Raw genomic sequence first — 14,545 nt, forward strand, 5'->3', positions numbered from 1 at the left:
TGTCCTCATCTGAGGTTATACACGCGACGTGTGACATGCAATATTCCGTCCACAGGCCCGTCGGAAGCAGCCATCGCTGAGCGCGACGACCCTGTCACGCCGCCCTCCCCCGATCGGATAGGATGGACAGGTTGTTCCTGGTGACGTGTCCGAGCGGCCGAAGGAGCACGCTTGGAAAGCGTGTGTTGTGCAAGCAACCGCGGGTTCGAATCCCGCCGTCACCGCCAGAAACGCAAGAAGGGTCTCCGCGCCAGCGGGGGCCCTTCTTGCGTTTCTATCGAGTACTGGGGATTCGGGGAGGAGCGAGCACCGGAGTCCCGCCGCCAGCGCCGAGTGAGAGCTAAGCTCCCGACATGCCAAGGTCTGACTACGTCGAATCGATCCGGACGCGCATCGGAACCGATCTGCTCCAGCTCCCCGCGGTGACGGCGGTGATCCGAGACGCGGACCGGTTCATGCTGGCACGCAATGCACATTCCGACCTTTGGAGCCTGATCGGCGGGGCCGTGGAACCTGGGGAAGAGCCTTTGGACGCCGTTATACGCGAAGTCGAGGAAGAGGCCGGGGCGCGTTTGGGTGTGAACGCGATCGTCGGCGTATACGGTGGGTCACCGCTGGTGGTTCAATACCCGAATGGCGATCGGGTGGCCTATGTGACCACCGCATACGACTGTCATCTCCTGTCGCCTGCTGAGCCGGACATGGACGAGCTACTCGAGCTCGGATGGTTCACGCGCTCTCAGATCTTCGAGTTGCCGCGACGAGAGTGGATCGACCGAGTCATCGCCGACTGCGCGTAGAGACGGTGGCGAAATACCTCAGCCGTCAGCCGTCGAAGTGCACGCCGTAGATCTGCCCGCCGGGCGCCGCGGGCAGCCGCGTCATCCCGAGCCGCTCGTAGAACGCGGCCGCTCCGGCGTTGTTCGGGTCGATCCCCAGGTGCAGGCCGCGCACCCCGCGGCGGGTGAGCTCGGCGAACAGGGTCTCCATGAGCCCACGCCCGAGCCCCTGCCCCTGCGTCTCCGGCAGCAGATCGATGTGGAGGTGCGCGGGGTATTCCACTGCGTTCGGCTCGATGCCGGGAGCGCGCTCGTACCCGTACTCCACCATGCGGTCCTCGCGGGTCGTGGGCTCCGCGGGCCGCGGGTAGCGCTCCTGCAGCGTGGGCCACCACTCGTCCCGGAACCAGGCGTAGAACACGTCGGTGTCATCCGTCGCCACGATGTAGCCGATGGTGCGCTCGTCGTCGCTCTCCACTACCCAGGCGAGGTCAGGGTGCCGTTCGGCATAGGGAACGGCGAACAGGTCGCCCCACAGCGAGTCGTCGGGGAGGATGCCGGTCGCATCGCCTCCCGCATCGGCGGTCTTCACGCAGATGTCGTACAGCGCGGCACGATCGGTGGGGCGGTAGGGACGGATGCGCGACACGAAGACTCCTCTGACTGAACGGTCGGAATCAGCCTATCGGCGCGTCGACCTCGGACTTCTTCCGCTGCACCCACGGCAGCAGCCAGGCCGCCAGCACGAGCACCACGCCGGCGCCGACGAGGGCACCGCCGAGCGTGTCGGTGGCCCAGTGCACCGACAGGAACGTGCGCGAGAGCGCCATCGCGAGCACCCACAGTGCACCGAGGATCGCCGTCCACACGCGCGGGAACAGCACCCAGATCACGAGCGCGATCGTGGCGGCGTTCGCGGTGTGGCCCGACGGGAACGAACCGTAGTCGCTCACGACCAGCATGTCCTCGGGCCGCGCTCTCCCGAAGAGCTGCTTGAGCAGCTGCACCGCCCCGGCGCTCACGGCGAAGCACACGGCCGCGAACACCGCGCTACGCCACCGGCGCGCCAGCAGGAGAGCGAGGATCGCCAACAGCGGCACCCCGAGGATCGCCACCCAGCCCCCGCCGATCCAGTCCATGACCAACGCGAACTGCAGCAGCCAGTCGCCCCGGATACCCGCGACCATCTCGTTCCACCAGTGGTCGAAGCCGGGCGTCTCGGGATAGACGAACACCACCACGGCACCGAGGGCCGTCGCGAGGGCGAGCAGGCCCACTCCCCACCACAGCAGCATCCGTCTGTCCATCGTCCCATTCTGCGGGACGACGTGGTGCCGATCAGGGATTGAGCATTCCTACGGTCCGCGGTCGCACGACGAACCAGAGCGAGAGGATGCCTATGACGGCGCAACCCACCATGACCGAGGCCATGGTGGTCGCGGTGATCCCGGAGCCGTGGGAGAGCCATCCGACGACCGGGGAGATGAGCCCGGCGACACCGAAGTTCGTCGCGCCGATGATGGAGGCCGCGGTGCCGGCCGCCTTCCCGTGACGATCCAACGCGAGCACCTGCACGTTGGGGAACGTGAAGCCGCAGGCGGTCATGAACACGAAGAGCGGGATGACCGTTCCCCAGAGCCCGAGACCGAGCTGATCGGTGACGATGATCGCGACGCCCGCGAGCAGCAGCACCCCGGTGGAGTACGCCATGACCCACTGCGGTCCGAAGCGCGCGGCCAGCCGAGACGCGGTCTGCACGCCGGCGACCACGCCGAGCGAGTTCACGGCGAACAATAGGCCGTACTCCTGCGCATCGAGCCCGTGCGTCTCCTGGAACAGGAAGGGCGATGCCGAGAGGTAGGAGAACAGGCCGGAGAAGGTCATGCCGCCGATCACCAGCACTCCGATGAACACCCGGTCCGAGAGCACCGAGCGGTAGCGCTGCAGCATGGTCGCGCCCCCGCGGTCCTGCCGGCGGGCGACGGGCAGCGTCTCGGGGATGAACAGGATCGCCGAGAGGAGCATCACGATGCCGTACGCGGCGAGGACCACGAAGATCCCCCGCCAGGGCATGAGGGTGAGGAGCCACGAGCCGATCAGCGGCGCGATGACGGGGGCGACACCCGACACGAGAGCGAGCCGCGAGAGCATCACGACCAGGCGGCGGCCGCCGAACAGGTCGCGCACGATGGCCATCGCCACGACGCCACCGGCCGCGGCCCCCACTCCCATGAGCACGCGCGCGGCACTGAGCAGGGCGAGGTCCGGGGCGAAGGCGGCGCCGATGCTGGCGAGGACGTGGAGCGCCGTGACCGCGATCAGCGGCACCCGGCGGCCGACCTTGTCGCTGAGCGGACCGACGACGAGCTGCCCGAGGGCGAAGCCGATCATCGTGCCGGTGAGGGTCAGCTGGATCGCGGCGGCCGTGGTCTGGAAGTCCTCCTCCAGCACCGGGAAGGCCGGGAGGTAGAGGTCGATCGTGAACGGTCCGAGCGCCGTGAGCGCGCCGAGCAGGATGATGTAGAGCGTCCGGCGACCGAGGGGGATCGCGTCCCCCGGGTGCAGCATGATCGGGGCGGTCGCCGGGTTCGCACCGAGGGTGCGGATGGCGCCGGTGGCCGTGGAGGTGCGGATGCTGCCCGTGGCGGTGCGCTCGGGTTCTGCGGACGGAACGGCGTCCGACCCGTCGGGTCGCGAGGTGGGGATGGAATCAGTGCGGGGAGCGTCGGACACGACGTCCTTCCAGAGTTCGGGTGCGCGCGGTCGAATCGATTCGGCCGGAGGGGAAGCCCCCATGTTACCGCCGCAGCGGCGTCGCCATCCCTCGCCTAGATCGAGAACGCACCCCCGACCGTGCCGGAGGTGCGTTCTCGGAGCCGCGTGATGCGGAGATCAGGCGGTGATCCGCTCCAGCCCCTGCTCGAGGTCGGCGATCAGGTCGCCGATGTCCTCGATCCCGACCGAGAGCCGCACGACGTTCTCGGGTACGGCGAGCTCGGTGCCGCGCACCGACGCGTGCGTCATGTCCGGCGGGTACCCGATGAGGGATTCCACACCGCCCAGCGACTCGGCCAGCTGGAACAGCGAGGTGCTCTCGGCGAAGGCCCGTGCGGCGTCGGCGCCCGCGGCGAGGCCGAGCGAGAGCATCCCGCCGAAGCGGGTCATCTGCTTCGCGGCGATCTCGTGACCGGGGTGCGAGGCGAGTCCGGGGTAGTACACCTGCGCGAATTCGGGACGCGCCGCCGCCCACTCCGCGATCGCCTGCGCGTTCTCGGAGTGCTGCCGCATCCGCAGTGCGAGCGTCTTGATGCCGCGAGTGGTGAGCCAGGCGTCCAGGGGCGCGGACACCGCACCCACGGCGAACTGCTGGAACTTCACCGGCTCGAAGAAGCGGTCGTCGCCGAACACGACGGCGCCGCCGAGCACGTCGGAGTGTCCGCCGAGGTACTTCGTCGTGGAATGCACGACCAGGTCGGCCCCGAGCGCGAGCGGCTGCTGCAGCGCGGGCGAGGCGAAGGTGTTGTCCACGACCGCGATCGCGCCGGAACCGTGTGCGATCTCGGCGATGAGCGCGATGTCGACGACCTTCAGCAGCGGGTTGCTCGGCGTCTCCAGCCACACGATCTTCGTCTCGGGGCGGATCGCGGCGCGGAGCACGTCCGCGTCCGAGAGCTCGACCGTCGTCGTGTCGATGCCCCACGGCGCCAGCACCTTGGTGAGCAGTCGGTAGGTCCCGCCGTACACGTCGTTGCCGAGGAGCACGTGATCGCCGGGCTTCAGGATGCCGCGCAGCAGCGCATCTTCGGCGGCAAGTCCCGAGGCGAATGAGAGGGCGCTCGCACCGCCTTCGAGCGCGGCGAGCTGCGTCTCGAGCGACGACCGGGTGGGGTTGCCGGCGCGATTGTACTCGTAGCCCTCGCGGAAGCCGCCGATCCCATCCTGCACGTGCGTGGAGGACTGGTAGATCGGCGGGATGATCGCCCCCGTCGTCGGATCGGGAGCTTGTCCTGCATGGATGGCGCGGGTGGCGAAGGCGTGGTCGGACATGCCCTCAGCCTACGACCGCCCTCGCGGCGGCGGCCTTCCCGTTACGCCCGGGGTCATCGGCCGCCCGACGCTCAGCGGGACAGGTACCCGAGCAGATCCTGGCGCGTCAGCACGGTGTGCGGCTTGCCGTCTTCCGTGACGAGCAGCGCATCGGCGTCGGCGAGCGCCGTCTTCGCCTGGGCGACCGAGGCATGGATGCCGATGAGCGGAAGCCGCTCCCCCACATGTGCGCCGACGGCATCCGTCGCACTCGCGTCGCCACGGAACAGCAGGTCGAGCAGTCCCTTCTCGTCGACCGTGCCGACAACCTCGCCCATCATGACGGGCGGTTCGGCGCTGAGGACGACCAGCTGCGAGACGTCGTATCGCGTCATCATCCCGATGGCCTCGAGCACCGTGTCCGTCGGGTGCGCGTGCACGAGGTCGGGAATCCCCTCCCCCTGGCGCGACGCCCGTGCGGCGAGCACGTCGGCGACGGTCTCTCCCTCCTCCACGTCGCTGAATCCGTAGGACCGCATCCACCCGTCGTTGAAGATCTTGCCGAGGTAGCCGCGGCCACCGTCCGGAAGGAGCACGACCATGACGGCATCCGCGGGCAGATCCCGCGCCACGCGCAGCGCGCCGACGACGGCCATGCCGCTCGATCCGCCGACGAGGATCCCCTCCTCGCGCGCCAGCCGCCTCGTCATCGCGAACGAGTCCGCATCGCCCACGGCCACGATCTCGTGCGGGACGGTCGGGTCGTAGGCACCGGGCCAGATGTCCTCCCCGACGCCTTCGACGAGGTAGGGGCGACCGGTGCCGCCGCTGTAGACGCTGCCCTCCGGGTCGACGCCGACGATGCGCACGCGGCCTTCCGACACCTCGCGGAGGTATCGTCCGGTACCCGTGATCGTGCCGCCCGTACCGACTCCGGCCACGAAATGCGTGACCTTCCCGTCGGTGTCGCGCCAGATCTCCGGCCCGGTGGTCTCGTAGTGGCTGCGGGGGCCGTTCGGGTTCTCGTACTGGTTCGGCTTGAACGCGCCGGGGATCTCACGGGTGAGTCGGTCGCTGACGCTGTAGTACGACTCCGGGCTGTCCGGCGCGACCGACGTCGGGGTCACGACGACTTCCGCCCCGTAGGCCCGCAACACGTCGATCTTGTCCTCGCCCACCTTGTCGGGCAGCACGAACACGCACTTGTAGCCGCGCTGCTGGGCGATCAGCGCGAGACCCACTCCGGTGTTGCCGCTGGTGGGTTCGACGATGGTGCCACCGGGCTTCAGGTCGCCTGATGCCTCGGCGGCATCGATGATCCGCGCGGCGATGCGATCCTTCGACGACCCACCCGGGTTCAGGTATTCGAGCTTGACGAGCACCGTGCACGCGACGCCCTCGGTGACGCGCGTGAGCTTCACGAGGGGCGTGTCGCCCACGAGGTCGACGATCGAGTCTGCGTACTTCATGACTTCAGGGTAGACGCGCGGATGCCGCGGGCGGGGCTGTGTTTCGCCCGCCCGCGGCATCCGTTCTCACGAAGGCCCTCGGAGTCCTTCGATGCGTCAGCCCTTCGTCGATCCCGCCAGCAGCCCGCGGACGAAGTAGCGCTGAAGTGCGAAGAACACGATCAGCGGAACGATGATCGACACGAACGCGCCCGCCGTCAGCAAGTACCAGCCCTCGCCGCGACCCGTGATCTCGGCGAGCACCTTCGTGATCGGCGACGCGGCTCCGTCGGCGAACACGAGGGCCACGAGCAGATCGTTCCAGACCCAGAGGAACTGGAAGATCGCCACGGACGCGATCGCCGGCATCGTGAGCGGCAGCACCACCCGGAAGAAGATCTGTCCGCGTGAGGCACCGTCGACGCGCGCGGCCTCGATGATCTCGCCGGGGATCTCCGACATGAAGTTGTGCAGCAGATAGATCGCGAGCGGCAGCGCGAACATCGTGTGGGCGAACCACACCTGCGCATAGCCGCCGGCGACGTCGAGTCCCTCCGTCACCTGGACGCCGAACAGGTTGATCCCGCGGGAGAACGACGACAGGAGGGGGACGAGCGCCATCTGGATCGGCACGATCTGCAGCGCGAACACGAAGATGAACAGCGCGTTGCGGCCCTTGAAATCGATCCACGAGAACGCATACGCCGCCATCGCCGCGATCATCAACGGGATGAGCGTGGCCGGGATGGTGATGACGATCGAGTTGAAGAAGGACTCCAGGATCGTCAGCTGGGTGGTGCCGGACTGCAGCACCGCCACGTAGTTGTCCAGCGTCAGCTGCGGGTTGGTGAAGACCGTCCACCACCCGGTCGTCTCGATCGCGTCCCGCTCGCGGAACGACGAGATGAAGAGCCCGAGCGTCGGAACGGTCCACATGACGGCGATGATGATCGCTGCGACACTCGCCCAGGGCCGGCTGAGGCGCTTGCGCGCGCGTCCGGCGGAAGCATCGAACCGGCCTGCGGTCGTGATGGCCCGCGTGCTGTCGCCGGTGTCTGTCTTCACGGTGTCGGTCATCGGATCTCCCGCTGCTTCTTGATCTGGCGTGCGTTGTAGATGACGATCGGCAGCACCAGGATGAACAGGATGACGGACAGCGCAGCGCTGCGACCCGCCTCGAACTTCGAGAACTGGGTGTACATCTCGTTCGCCAGAACCGAGGTGCCGTAGTTTCCACCGGTCATCGTGCGCACGATGTCGAACACCTTCAGGGAGGCGATCGAGATCGTGGTCAGCACGACGATGAGCGCCGGACGGATCGAGGGGATCGTCACCGACTTGAAGCGCTCCCAGGCATTGGCGCCGTCGAGCTCCGCCGCTTCGAGCAGTTCGGCCGGGACGCCCTTGATCGACGCGGAGAGCACGACCATCGCGAAACCGGTCTGCACCCAGATCAGCACCACGATGAGCGCCAGGTTGTTCCACGGCCCGTTCAGCAGGAACTGCTGCGGCTCACCGCCGAACCAGACCAGGATCTGGTTGAGCAGACCGATCTGCTCGAACTCCGGGCCGCGGTAGGCGTACACGAATCGCCAGATGATGCTGGCGCCCACGAACGAGATGGCCATCGGCATGAAGACCAGCAGCTTGTAGATCTTCTCGCCGCGAGTCCGGTCGATGAACACCGCATACGCCAGGCCGATCATGGTGGAGAGCGTCGGGACGAGCAGCACCCACACGATCGTGTTGATCACCGCGGTCACGCCGTCGGACTGGGTGAAGATCCAGAGATAGTTGGAGAAGCCGACGAAGTCGCTCCCGGTCGAGTTCCAGAACGACGCGTACACGGTCTGGATCGACGGCAGGATGAGGCCGGCGAGGAGCAGCAGCATGGCCGGGGCCATGAAAGCCACGAGCTGGATCAGGTATCCCGCGCCGTCGCGGGACCGGTAGTCCAGGAAGAAGAACAGCGCGCCGACGGCGACCGCGACTCCCATCGCCCAGTAGTAGGAGTTGAAGAACCACATCACCGCGAGCGGGATGAGCAGGCACATCGCGAGACGGATGCCGGTGTAGAGCGCGCCCTTGCGCGGCGCGATGTCGACGAGCAGCAGGATGATCACCACGACCACCGCGAATGCGATGACCACGGCCACGGCCTGGAGGATCGGCGGGAGTGTCCCGATCCATTGGAAGAACACAGTCGCGTTCATGGAATCCCCTTCATGAGACGGAGCTGATCAGCGGTCGGCGCGGCGATGCGCTGACCGGGTGTGAGAAGGAGGGCCGCCCATCGGGGCGGCCCTCCTCATCCGATCAGCTGGAAGGCCAGCCGGTCTCGATCTGGGTCAGCACCTCATCGGTGGAGGTCCCGTTGATCCAGGCGACCATGCCCTTCCAGAAGGTGCCGGATCCGACAGCACCCGGCATCTGGTCCGACCCGTCGAAGCGGAACGTCACCGAGTCGTCCTGGAGCAGCTTGATCGACTCCTGCAGGATCGGGTCCTCGACCACGTCGAGGTCGACGCCCTTGTTGGCCGACGTCACGCCACCGAGGGCGAGACGGCTGTTGGCCCACTCGGGGCTGGACAGGTACTCGAGCACCTTCTGCGTCGCCTCGGAGTCGCTGAACGCGCCGACGATCTCGCCACCACCGGTGATGAGGGTCTCATCCGGGTTCGGGCTCGGCGTGAGGAACGCCCAGACGTCGCCGTCCTCGGCGAAGTTCGTGCCCTCGGGGTAGAAGCCCGACAGGAACGAGGCCTGGTGGGTCAGCCCGCACTCGCCGCTGGCGACCTTCGCGGCCACGTCACCGAACGCGGTGGAGTTGATCGAGCGCACGTCACCGAAGCCGGCGTTGACGTACTCCGGGTTCAGTAGGATCTCACCCGTGGCGTCGAACGCCTCCTTGATCTGCGGGTCGGTGAAGGGGACCTCGTTCTTGACCCACTGGTCGTAGACGTCGGGGCCCGCGTTGCGGAGCACGAGGTCTTCGATCCAGTCGGTACCCGGCCACCCGGTCGCGACACCGGACTCGAAGCCGGCGCACCAGGGGGCGGCACCGCTCTTGTCCTTGATGGTCTGCGTCAGCGTCAGCAGCTCGTCCCAGCTGGTCGGCTCCTCGACACCCCATTCGGCGAACTTGGTGGGCGAGTACCAGACCCAGCCCTTGACGCTCGCCATCAGCGGTGCGCCGTAGAACGTGCCGTCGTAGGTGCCGAAGTCGACCCAGCCCTGCGTCCAGTACTCCTCGGCGTTCTTCTTGACCGCTTCCGGAGCCGGCTTCAGCAGATCACGCGAGGCGTAGTCCGCGAACAGACCGGGCTGCGGGAAGATCGCGATGTCGGGCGGGTTGCCGCCCTGTGCACGGGTGCCGAGCTGCGTCTCGAAGTCCTGGCTGCCCTCGTACTTGATCTCGATGTCGTTCTCCTTCTCGAAATCCGCCCAGGATTCCGCGAGGAGTTCGGCTTCGCCCTCGACGATCGTGCCGTAGATCGTGACGGTGTTGTCTCCGGCGCCACCTCCGCCGCCTCCGGAGGTCCCACCGGGAGCCCCGCATCCGGCGAGCGCGATGCCCGCGACCCCCAGCAGGGCGAGCGGCGCGTAACGCCGGGAACGCTGTGACAGAGCCATGTGAATTCTCCTCTTCGAGTACAGGGTCCCGACCTGATGCGATGCCACCCCGCGGCATCGGTAGGGAACCGATTCCAGGCCAACCTACTGGCGATCGATATCCCGGCACAACACGGAAGGGTCACAAGCTCACAACCATTCGACTCTCCTCCATGACGTCGGTGGGAGCGCTCCCTCGCGCGCAGTGTGGAACCGGTTCCTTTTGAGCGCCTCGGCGACTACGCTGTCACCCGGCGCGGCCACCGCGCCGCCACCCGCGCAACCGCGTGAACTGGTCGAGGAGGACCGATGAGCACGATCGCAGACGTCGCTGCGCGTGCCGGGGTGTCGAAGGCCACCGCGAGTCGAGCACTGAGCGGACGCGGCTACGTCTCGGACGACACCCGTGCCCGAGTCGCGGATGCGGCCCGCGAGCTGTCGTATGTCGCGCACTCCTCCGCGACGAGCCTGGCCACCGGTCGGACGCAGACCGTCGGCGTCGTGATGCCGCCCGTGGACCGCTGGTTCTTCGCCGAGCTGCTGGCGGGGATCCAGGAGTCTCTGTTCGCGCTCGACTACGACCTCTCCCTCTACGGGGTACCTGAGCGCTCGCAGACCCGGGAGCGGCTGTTCGAGAACGTACTGCCGGGGCGGCGCTTCGACGGCATCATCGCGGTGGGCATCCAGCCCAGCGCGCGCGAGCTCGAGCGCCTGCAGCGCACCGGGCGCCCGCTGGTGAGCGTGGGCCCGTACAGCGACGGGTCGAGCGCGGTCTCGATCGACGACACGGCTGCGGCGCGCATCGCCACCGAGCATCTGATCGAACTCGGCCACACCGACATCGCCTTCGTCGGCGGATCCGGGGACGGCACCGAGCAGAGCTTCGGGGATGCCCGGCGTCTGGCCGGCTACAACGATGCCATGCAGGCCGCCGCCCTCGAGGCCCACGCGCGTATCGTCGGCGCGGCACCGACCATGCCGGGAGGGTTCACGGCGACAGCCGGGCTGCTCGGCGACCGTCGCAGCCGCCCGACCGCGATCGTCGGGGTATGCGACGAGGCGGCCATCGGTGCGATCATCGCCGCTCGCCGCCTGGGCATCGCTGTGCCGACCGAACTCAGCGTGGTGGGCATCGACGACCACGAGCACGCCGACATGTTCGCCCTGACCACGATCGGCCAATCACCCCGCGAACAGGGGCACGAGGCCGTGCGACTCCTGATGCAGCGGATCGACCGGCCGGATGCTCCGCTCGATCACCTCGCCGCGGCGTCCGCCCTGGTGGTGCGCAACTCCACCGCTCCGCCGCGCTGATCCGCTCGGGAAGCGCCGGGGAAGCACGAAGGCCCCGGGCGAACCCGGGGCCTTCGATCAGAAACGCGTGAGCGTCGCGATTACTTGAGGGTAACCGTTGCGCCTGCCTCTTCGAGAGCAGCCTTGGCCTTCTCGGCGGTCTCCTTGTTGGCGCCCTCAAGGACAGCCTTCGGGGCACCGTCGACGACAGCCTTGGCCTCGCCGAGACCCAGCGAGGTGAGCTCGCGGACGGTCTTGATGACCTGGATCTTCTTGTCGCCAGCAGCCTCGAGGATGACGTCGAAGGAGTCCTTCTCTTCCTCAGCCTCAGCAGCGCCTGCGCCACCCGCAGCACCGGCAACGGCGACGGGAGCAGCAGCGGTGACCTCGAACTTCTCCTCGAACGCCTTGACGAAGTCGTTGAGCTCGACGAGGGTCAGGCCGGCGAACTGCTCGAGCAGCTCCTCAGTGGTGAGCTTAGCCATGATGTATCTCCTAGATAGATGGGGTTTGTAGACGAGATCGCAGGTCGCTTACGCGGCCTCTGCGGTCTCCAGCTTTTCGCGAAGAGCATCGATGGTGGCGGCAGCCTTGCCCATCGTCGCCTTCATCATGCCCGCAGCCTTCGCCAGCAGAACCTCACGGCTCTCGAGCGCGGCGTACTTGTTGACCTCGTCCGCGGTGAGGGCGTTGCCCTCGAAGATGCCGGACTTGATCACGAGAAGCGGGTTGGCCTTGGCGAAGTCACGCAGAGCCTTGGCGGTGGCGACGAAGTCACCGTGCACGAACGCGACAGCCGACGGACCCTTGAGGTCGTCGTCCAGCGCGGAGATGCCAGCCTTGTTGGCGGCGATCTTGGTCAGCGTGTTCTTCACCACGGCGTACTCAGCGTCCTGACGGATGCTGTTGCGCAGCTCCTTGAGCTGGGCAACCGTCAGACCGCGGTACTCGGTCAGCAGGACGGCGTTCGAGTTCTCGAATGACTTCGTGAGCTCGGCGACCGATGCATCCTTCTGCGCCATGGTCACTCCTTGGTGTGTACGAGGCGCCGCACGGTGGTGGGGCGCCGACCTGGACCACCTGCACAGAAAAAAGCTCCGGCGCAAGCGCACGGAGCTTTGAGAAGTTCGTGTCCTGCGCGGGCCCCTGCTGTGCAGAGCTTCGATCCTGCGTGATTGCGCACGCCTGATGACCAGCGGTCTTCGGTTGTCACAACTCTACCCCACCCGCTCCCGTCCCCCAAATCCCCCTCCCCCTCCCCCTCTCTCCCTCCCCCTCCCTCCCTCCCTCCCCTCCCTCCCTCCCCTCCTCTTTCCTTCTTCGCCGAGCCACCCCTTTCCGTTCGACCCACCCCTCTTCGTGCGCACGCAAGGGGCCGGACCGAACGCAGAGGGGTGGGTCGGCGAGCTCGACGCACATCACGGGCGGGCATTTCGGGAGAAGAGGCCGACCGCGCGGAAGTACGCGGCTGCAGCATCCAGGCTTGCGACGTGCTCGGTCATCACGCGCACGACCCGCCAGCCGGTGACAGCGCGCACCCAGTCCTCCCGCGCCTTCTCATCCAGAACCACACGCTCCGCGCTCCGTTCAGCGCGCAGTTCGTGGTCCGTGTACTTCCCTCGCCCATCGCACTCGATGAAGACCTCCGCCTGGTCGACGGCGATGTCCATCCAGAAGTTCCCGCCGTCCGAACGCCGCACCGGCACCTGCAGACGGGGGCGTGCGAAACCGAGCTGGAAGAGCCGATATCTCGTGAGACTCTCCAGCGGCAACTGCGCCCGTCCATCCGCCAGGGTGACGGTGCGGCGCGCCTGGAGAATTCCACGAACACCGGTGGCGCGCACTCTGGCCTCGAGATCGGCGTGCATCTCCCCCGCCGCATCGTCGTCGTATCCCCATGGTTCGCCACCGACACGCGCGACGGCTGCGTCCGCGAGCGCGATGGCGGTCTCCGGGCCGACCGTACGAACGACATCGAAGACGGTGCGCGAGAGCGACGTGCAGCGGAGACCGTCGATCTCATCGATGTCGGCGTCCGCCAGCGCCCCCTCGTGGCGGAGCAGCCCCGCTGTGCTGTGTCTGCGGTTCGGCCGGGTCAGGACGTGCACACGCTCCGGCCTATGCCGGAACAACGGCAATCCCCAGAGCACAGCGGCCGAGACGTGGGAGAAGATCGGGTCACTACCCGCCGCTGCGAGCGCGGCAGCGACGACCTCGGCGCGATGCCGGGACTCGGGCTGGAGGTCCTTCCACCGCGTCATCTCGATGAACCACCCGCGTCGCACGCGGTGCAATCGACGTGCTTCCACGGCGGCCCGCAGCGTGCGCGAGGTCCACCCTTCCTGATCGAGCCGCCGTCGGCTGATGAGCATGTCCGTGATCTGGTCGAGCGTCGCCTGGCGCATCTCGCGATCCTGCCCTCTCCCGTCACCCTGCAAGGCCCCTCCAAGCGCGCTCCGTGGAGATCCCCGCCGTCATTCGCCTTGTGGAGGAGCGCTGTACACATGTCGACCCGGCCCCTTGCGTGCGACCCGTCCCTTTGCGTGCGCACGCAAAGGGACGGGTCGCACGGAAAGGGGCCGCTCGACCTCGGGAGGAAGAGGGAGCGAGGAGAAGAGAGGCGGAGCGGGGTGGGGAGGCGGGAGGGCGGCGTGTGGGGACGGGAGGGTCGGCGGGCGGGGTTAGGGTCGTAAGGTGACCCCGGAACTCGCTGCACGCATCGTCGCGGACTCTCGCGACCGCGTGGCGTGGATGCGGGCACGATCCCGCGGCATCACCGCCACCGACGTCGCCGGGCTCACCTCCGAGAAGTCGATCGCCCGCGCCGCGGACTCCAAGCTCGGCGGAGGCCCCCGCTTCGGCGGCAACGCCTACACCGACCACGGCCGGCGACGGGAACCCGAGATCGCCGCATGGGTGGCAGCGACCCACGGCATCCTCCCCTCGTCCGCCCTGTTCCGCGCCGAGATCGAGCACCGTCACCTCGCCACACCCGACGGCATCGCGGTCGACGCCGAGGGGCGCGTGAAGCTCGCCGAGATCAAGACGACGAACAAGGCGTTCCGCGGCATCCCCCGCACCTACCTCCGCCAGATCTGGTGGCAGCAGCACGTCCTCGGTGCCGAGCGGACGCTGTTCGTCTGGGAGGAGCACGTCGACTTCGCCCCGATCCACGACGAGCCGCGCTGCGTATGGATCGACCGCGACGACCGCGAGATCGCCAAGCTGGTCGGCCTCGCCACCAACCTGATCGACGAGCTCTACCGACGCACCACCGGTCGGCAGGTTCCGAGCAGGACCCCGGATGACGCCGCGGCCAGCCGCCGCGAGCAGCTCCGCGAACGCGACGCGTTCCGCGCGCTGGCACTCGCCGACTGAGCCGTCTGC

General features: G+C 67.8%; 14 protein-coding genes and 1 tRNA gene. 4 read left to right on the top strand and 11 right to left on the bottom strand.

Annotated features, from left to right (window positions below):
* The first annotated feature begins 139 nt into the window (after positions 1 to 139).
* Positions 140 to 227: transfer RNA gene (locus tag AC6CHX_RS13720), tRNA-Ser, on the top strand.
* A gap of 126 nt (positions 228 to 353) precedes the next feature.
* Entirely contained in the window at positions 354 to 800 is a 447-nt protein-coding gene (locus AC6CHX_RS13725) for an NUDIX domain-containing protein (protein ID WP_498273267.1), read from the top strand.
* A gap of 25 nt (positions 801 to 825) precedes the next feature.
* Here the strand turns inward: AC6CHX_RS13725 and AC6CHX_RS13730 are convergent, their stop codons facing one another.
* The 8 genes from AC6CHX_RS13730 to AC6CHX_RS13765 form a co-directional block, all read right to left on the bottom strand.
* Complete coding sequence (locus AC6CHX_RS13730) at positions 826 to 1,428, bottom strand: GNAT family N-acetyltransferase (protein ID WP_498273268.1); 603 nt, start codon at positions 1,426 to 1,428, stop codon at positions 826 to 828.
* Between the two features lie 28 nt (positions 1,429 to 1,456).
* Positions 1,457 to 2,086, bottom strand: coding sequence for a phosphatase PAP2 family protein (locus AC6CHX_RS13735; RefSeq protein ID WP_452326604.1), 630 nt, complete (start codon positions 2,084 to 2,086; stop codon positions 1,457 to 1,459).
* A gap of 31 nt (positions 2,087 to 2,117) precedes the next feature.
* Positions 2,118 to 3,512: a multidrug effflux MFS transporter gene (locus tag AC6CHX_RS13740; protein ID WP_498273269.1), complete on the bottom strand. Its 1,395-nt coding sequence runs from the start codon at positions 3,510 to 3,512 to the stop codon at positions 2,118 to 2,120.
* Between the two features lie 159 nt (positions 3,513 to 3,671).
* Positions 3,672 to 4,826 (bottom strand): cystathionine gamma-synthase, encoded by a 1,155-nt coding sequence (locus tag AC6CHX_RS13745; protein WP_498273270.1) that lies wholly within the window; start codon positions 4,824 to 4,826, stop codon positions 3,672 to 3,674.
* A 71-nt stretch (positions 4,827 to 4,897) separates the two neighbouring features.
* Complete coding sequence (locus AC6CHX_RS13750; RefSeq protein ID WP_498273271.1) at positions 4,898 to 6,274, bottom strand: cystathionine beta-synthase; 1,377 nt, start codon at positions 6,272 to 6,274, stop codon at positions 4,898 to 4,900.
* A 96-nt stretch (positions 6,275 to 6,370) separates the two neighbouring features.
* The gene (locus tag AC6CHX_RS13755; RefSeq protein ID WP_136040768.1) at positions 6,371 to 7,330 is read right to left on the bottom strand and encodes a carbohydrate ABC transporter permease; all 960 of its coding nucleotides are present in this window, start codon (positions 7,328 to 7,330) and stop codon (positions 6,371 to 6,373) included.
* Positions 7,327 to 8,466, bottom strand: coding sequence for a carbohydrate ABC transporter permease (locus tag AC6CHX_RS13760; protein ID WP_136040770.1), 1,140 nt, complete (start codon positions 8,464 to 8,466; stop codon positions 7,327 to 7,329). The genes AC6CHX_RS13755 and AC6CHX_RS13760 overlap by 4 nt, the downstream gene beginning before the upstream one ends.
* Positions 8,467 to 8,569: 103 nt before the next feature.
* Positions 8,570 to 9,886, bottom strand: coding sequence for an ABC transporter substrate-binding protein (locus AC6CHX_RS13765; protein WP_498273272.1), 1,317 nt, complete (start codon positions 9,884 to 9,886; stop codon positions 8,570 to 8,572).
* Between the two features lie 288 nt (positions 9,887 to 10,174).
* On the opposite strand from AC6CHX_RS13765, the gene AC6CHX_RS13770 reads away from it, so the two are divergent.
* On the top strand, positions 10,175 to 11,179 hold the full coding sequence (locus AC6CHX_RS13770) for a LacI family DNA-binding transcriptional regulator (protein ID WP_498273273.1): 1,005 nt from the start codon (positions 10,175 to 10,177) through the stop codon (positions 11,177 to 11,179).
* An 80-nt stretch (positions 11,180 to 11,259) separates the two neighbouring features.
* Here the strand turns inward: AC6CHX_RS13770 and rplL are convergent, their stop codons facing one another.
* The 3 genes from rplL to AC6CHX_RS13785 all read right to left on the bottom strand — a co-directional run bounded on the left by rplL (position 11,260) and on the right by AC6CHX_RS13785 (position 13,563).
* Complete coding sequence (gene rplL / locus AC6CHX_RS13775) at positions 11,260 to 11,643, bottom strand: 50S ribosomal protein L7/L12 (protein WP_029261007.1); 384 nt, start codon at positions 11,641 to 11,643, stop codon at positions 11,260 to 11,262.
* Between the two features lie 48 nt (positions 11,644 to 11,691).
* Entirely contained in the window at positions 11,692 to 12,180 is a 489-nt protein-coding gene (gene rplJ, locus AC6CHX_RS13780) for a 50S ribosomal protein L10 (RefSeq protein WP_029261006.1), read from the bottom strand.
* A 396-nt stretch (positions 12,181 to 12,576) separates the two neighbouring features.
* On the bottom strand, positions 12,577 to 13,563 hold the full coding sequence (locus AC6CHX_RS13785) for a hypothetical protein (RefSeq protein WP_498273274.1): 987 nt from the start codon (positions 13,561 to 13,563) through the stop codon (positions 12,577 to 12,579).
* 289 nt (positions 13,564 to 13,852) lie between these two features.
* Between AC6CHX_RS13785 and AC6CHX_RS13790 the strand changes: the two genes are divergently transcribed.
* Entirely contained in the window at positions 13,853 to 14,536 is a 684-nt protein-coding gene (locus AC6CHX_RS13790) for a YqaJ viral recombinase family protein (protein ID WP_498273275.1), read from the top strand.
* Positions 14,537 to 14,545: the final 9 nt, after the last annotated feature.

This window comes from Microbacterium sp. GQ128 (genome assembly GCF_059758615.1).

Coding starts and splice junctions, on each gene's coding strand:
- AC6CHX_RS13725 (WP_498273267.1), top strand. CDS start 354: ATGCCAAGGTCTGACTACGTCGAATCGATCCGGACGCGCATCGGAACC.
- AC6CHX_RS13735 (WP_452326604.1), bottom strand. CDS start 2,086: ATGGACAGACGGATGCTGCTGTGGTGGGGAGTGGGCCTGCTCGCCCTC.
- AC6CHX_RS13745 (WP_498273270.1), bottom strand. CDS start 4,826: ATGTCCGACCACGCCTTCGCCACCCGCGCCATCCATGCAGGACAAGCT.
- AC6CHX_RS13750 (WP_498273271.1), bottom strand. CDS start 6,274: ATGAAGTACGCAGACTCGATCGTCGACCTCGTGGGCGACACGCCCCTC.
- AC6CHX_RS13755 (WP_136040768.1), bottom strand. CDS start 7,330: ATGACCGACACCGTGAAGACAGACACCGGCGACAGCACGCGGGCCATC.
- AC6CHX_RS13760 (WP_136040770.1), bottom strand. CDS start 8,466: ATGAACGCGACTGTGTTCTTCCAATGGATCGGGACACTCCCGCCGATC.
- AC6CHX_RS13765 (WP_498273272.1), bottom strand. CDS start 9,886: ATGGCTCTGTCACAGCGTTCCCGGCGTTACGCGCCGCTCGCCCTGCTG.
- AC6CHX_RS13770 (WP_498273273.1), top strand. CDS start 10,175: ATGAGCACGATCGCAGACGTCGCTGCGCGTGCCGGGGTGTCGAAGGCC.
- rplL (WP_029261007.1), bottom strand. CDS start 11,643: ATGGCTAAGCTCACCACTGAGGAGCTGCTCGAGCAGTTCGCCGGCCTG.
- rplJ (WP_029261006.1), bottom strand. CDS start 12,180: ATGGCGCAGAAGGATGCATCGGTCGCCGAGCTCACGAAGTCATTCGAG.
- AC6CHX_RS13785 (WP_498273274.1), bottom strand. CDS start 13,563: ATGCGCCAGGCGACGCTCGACCAGATCACGGACATGCTCATCAGCCGA.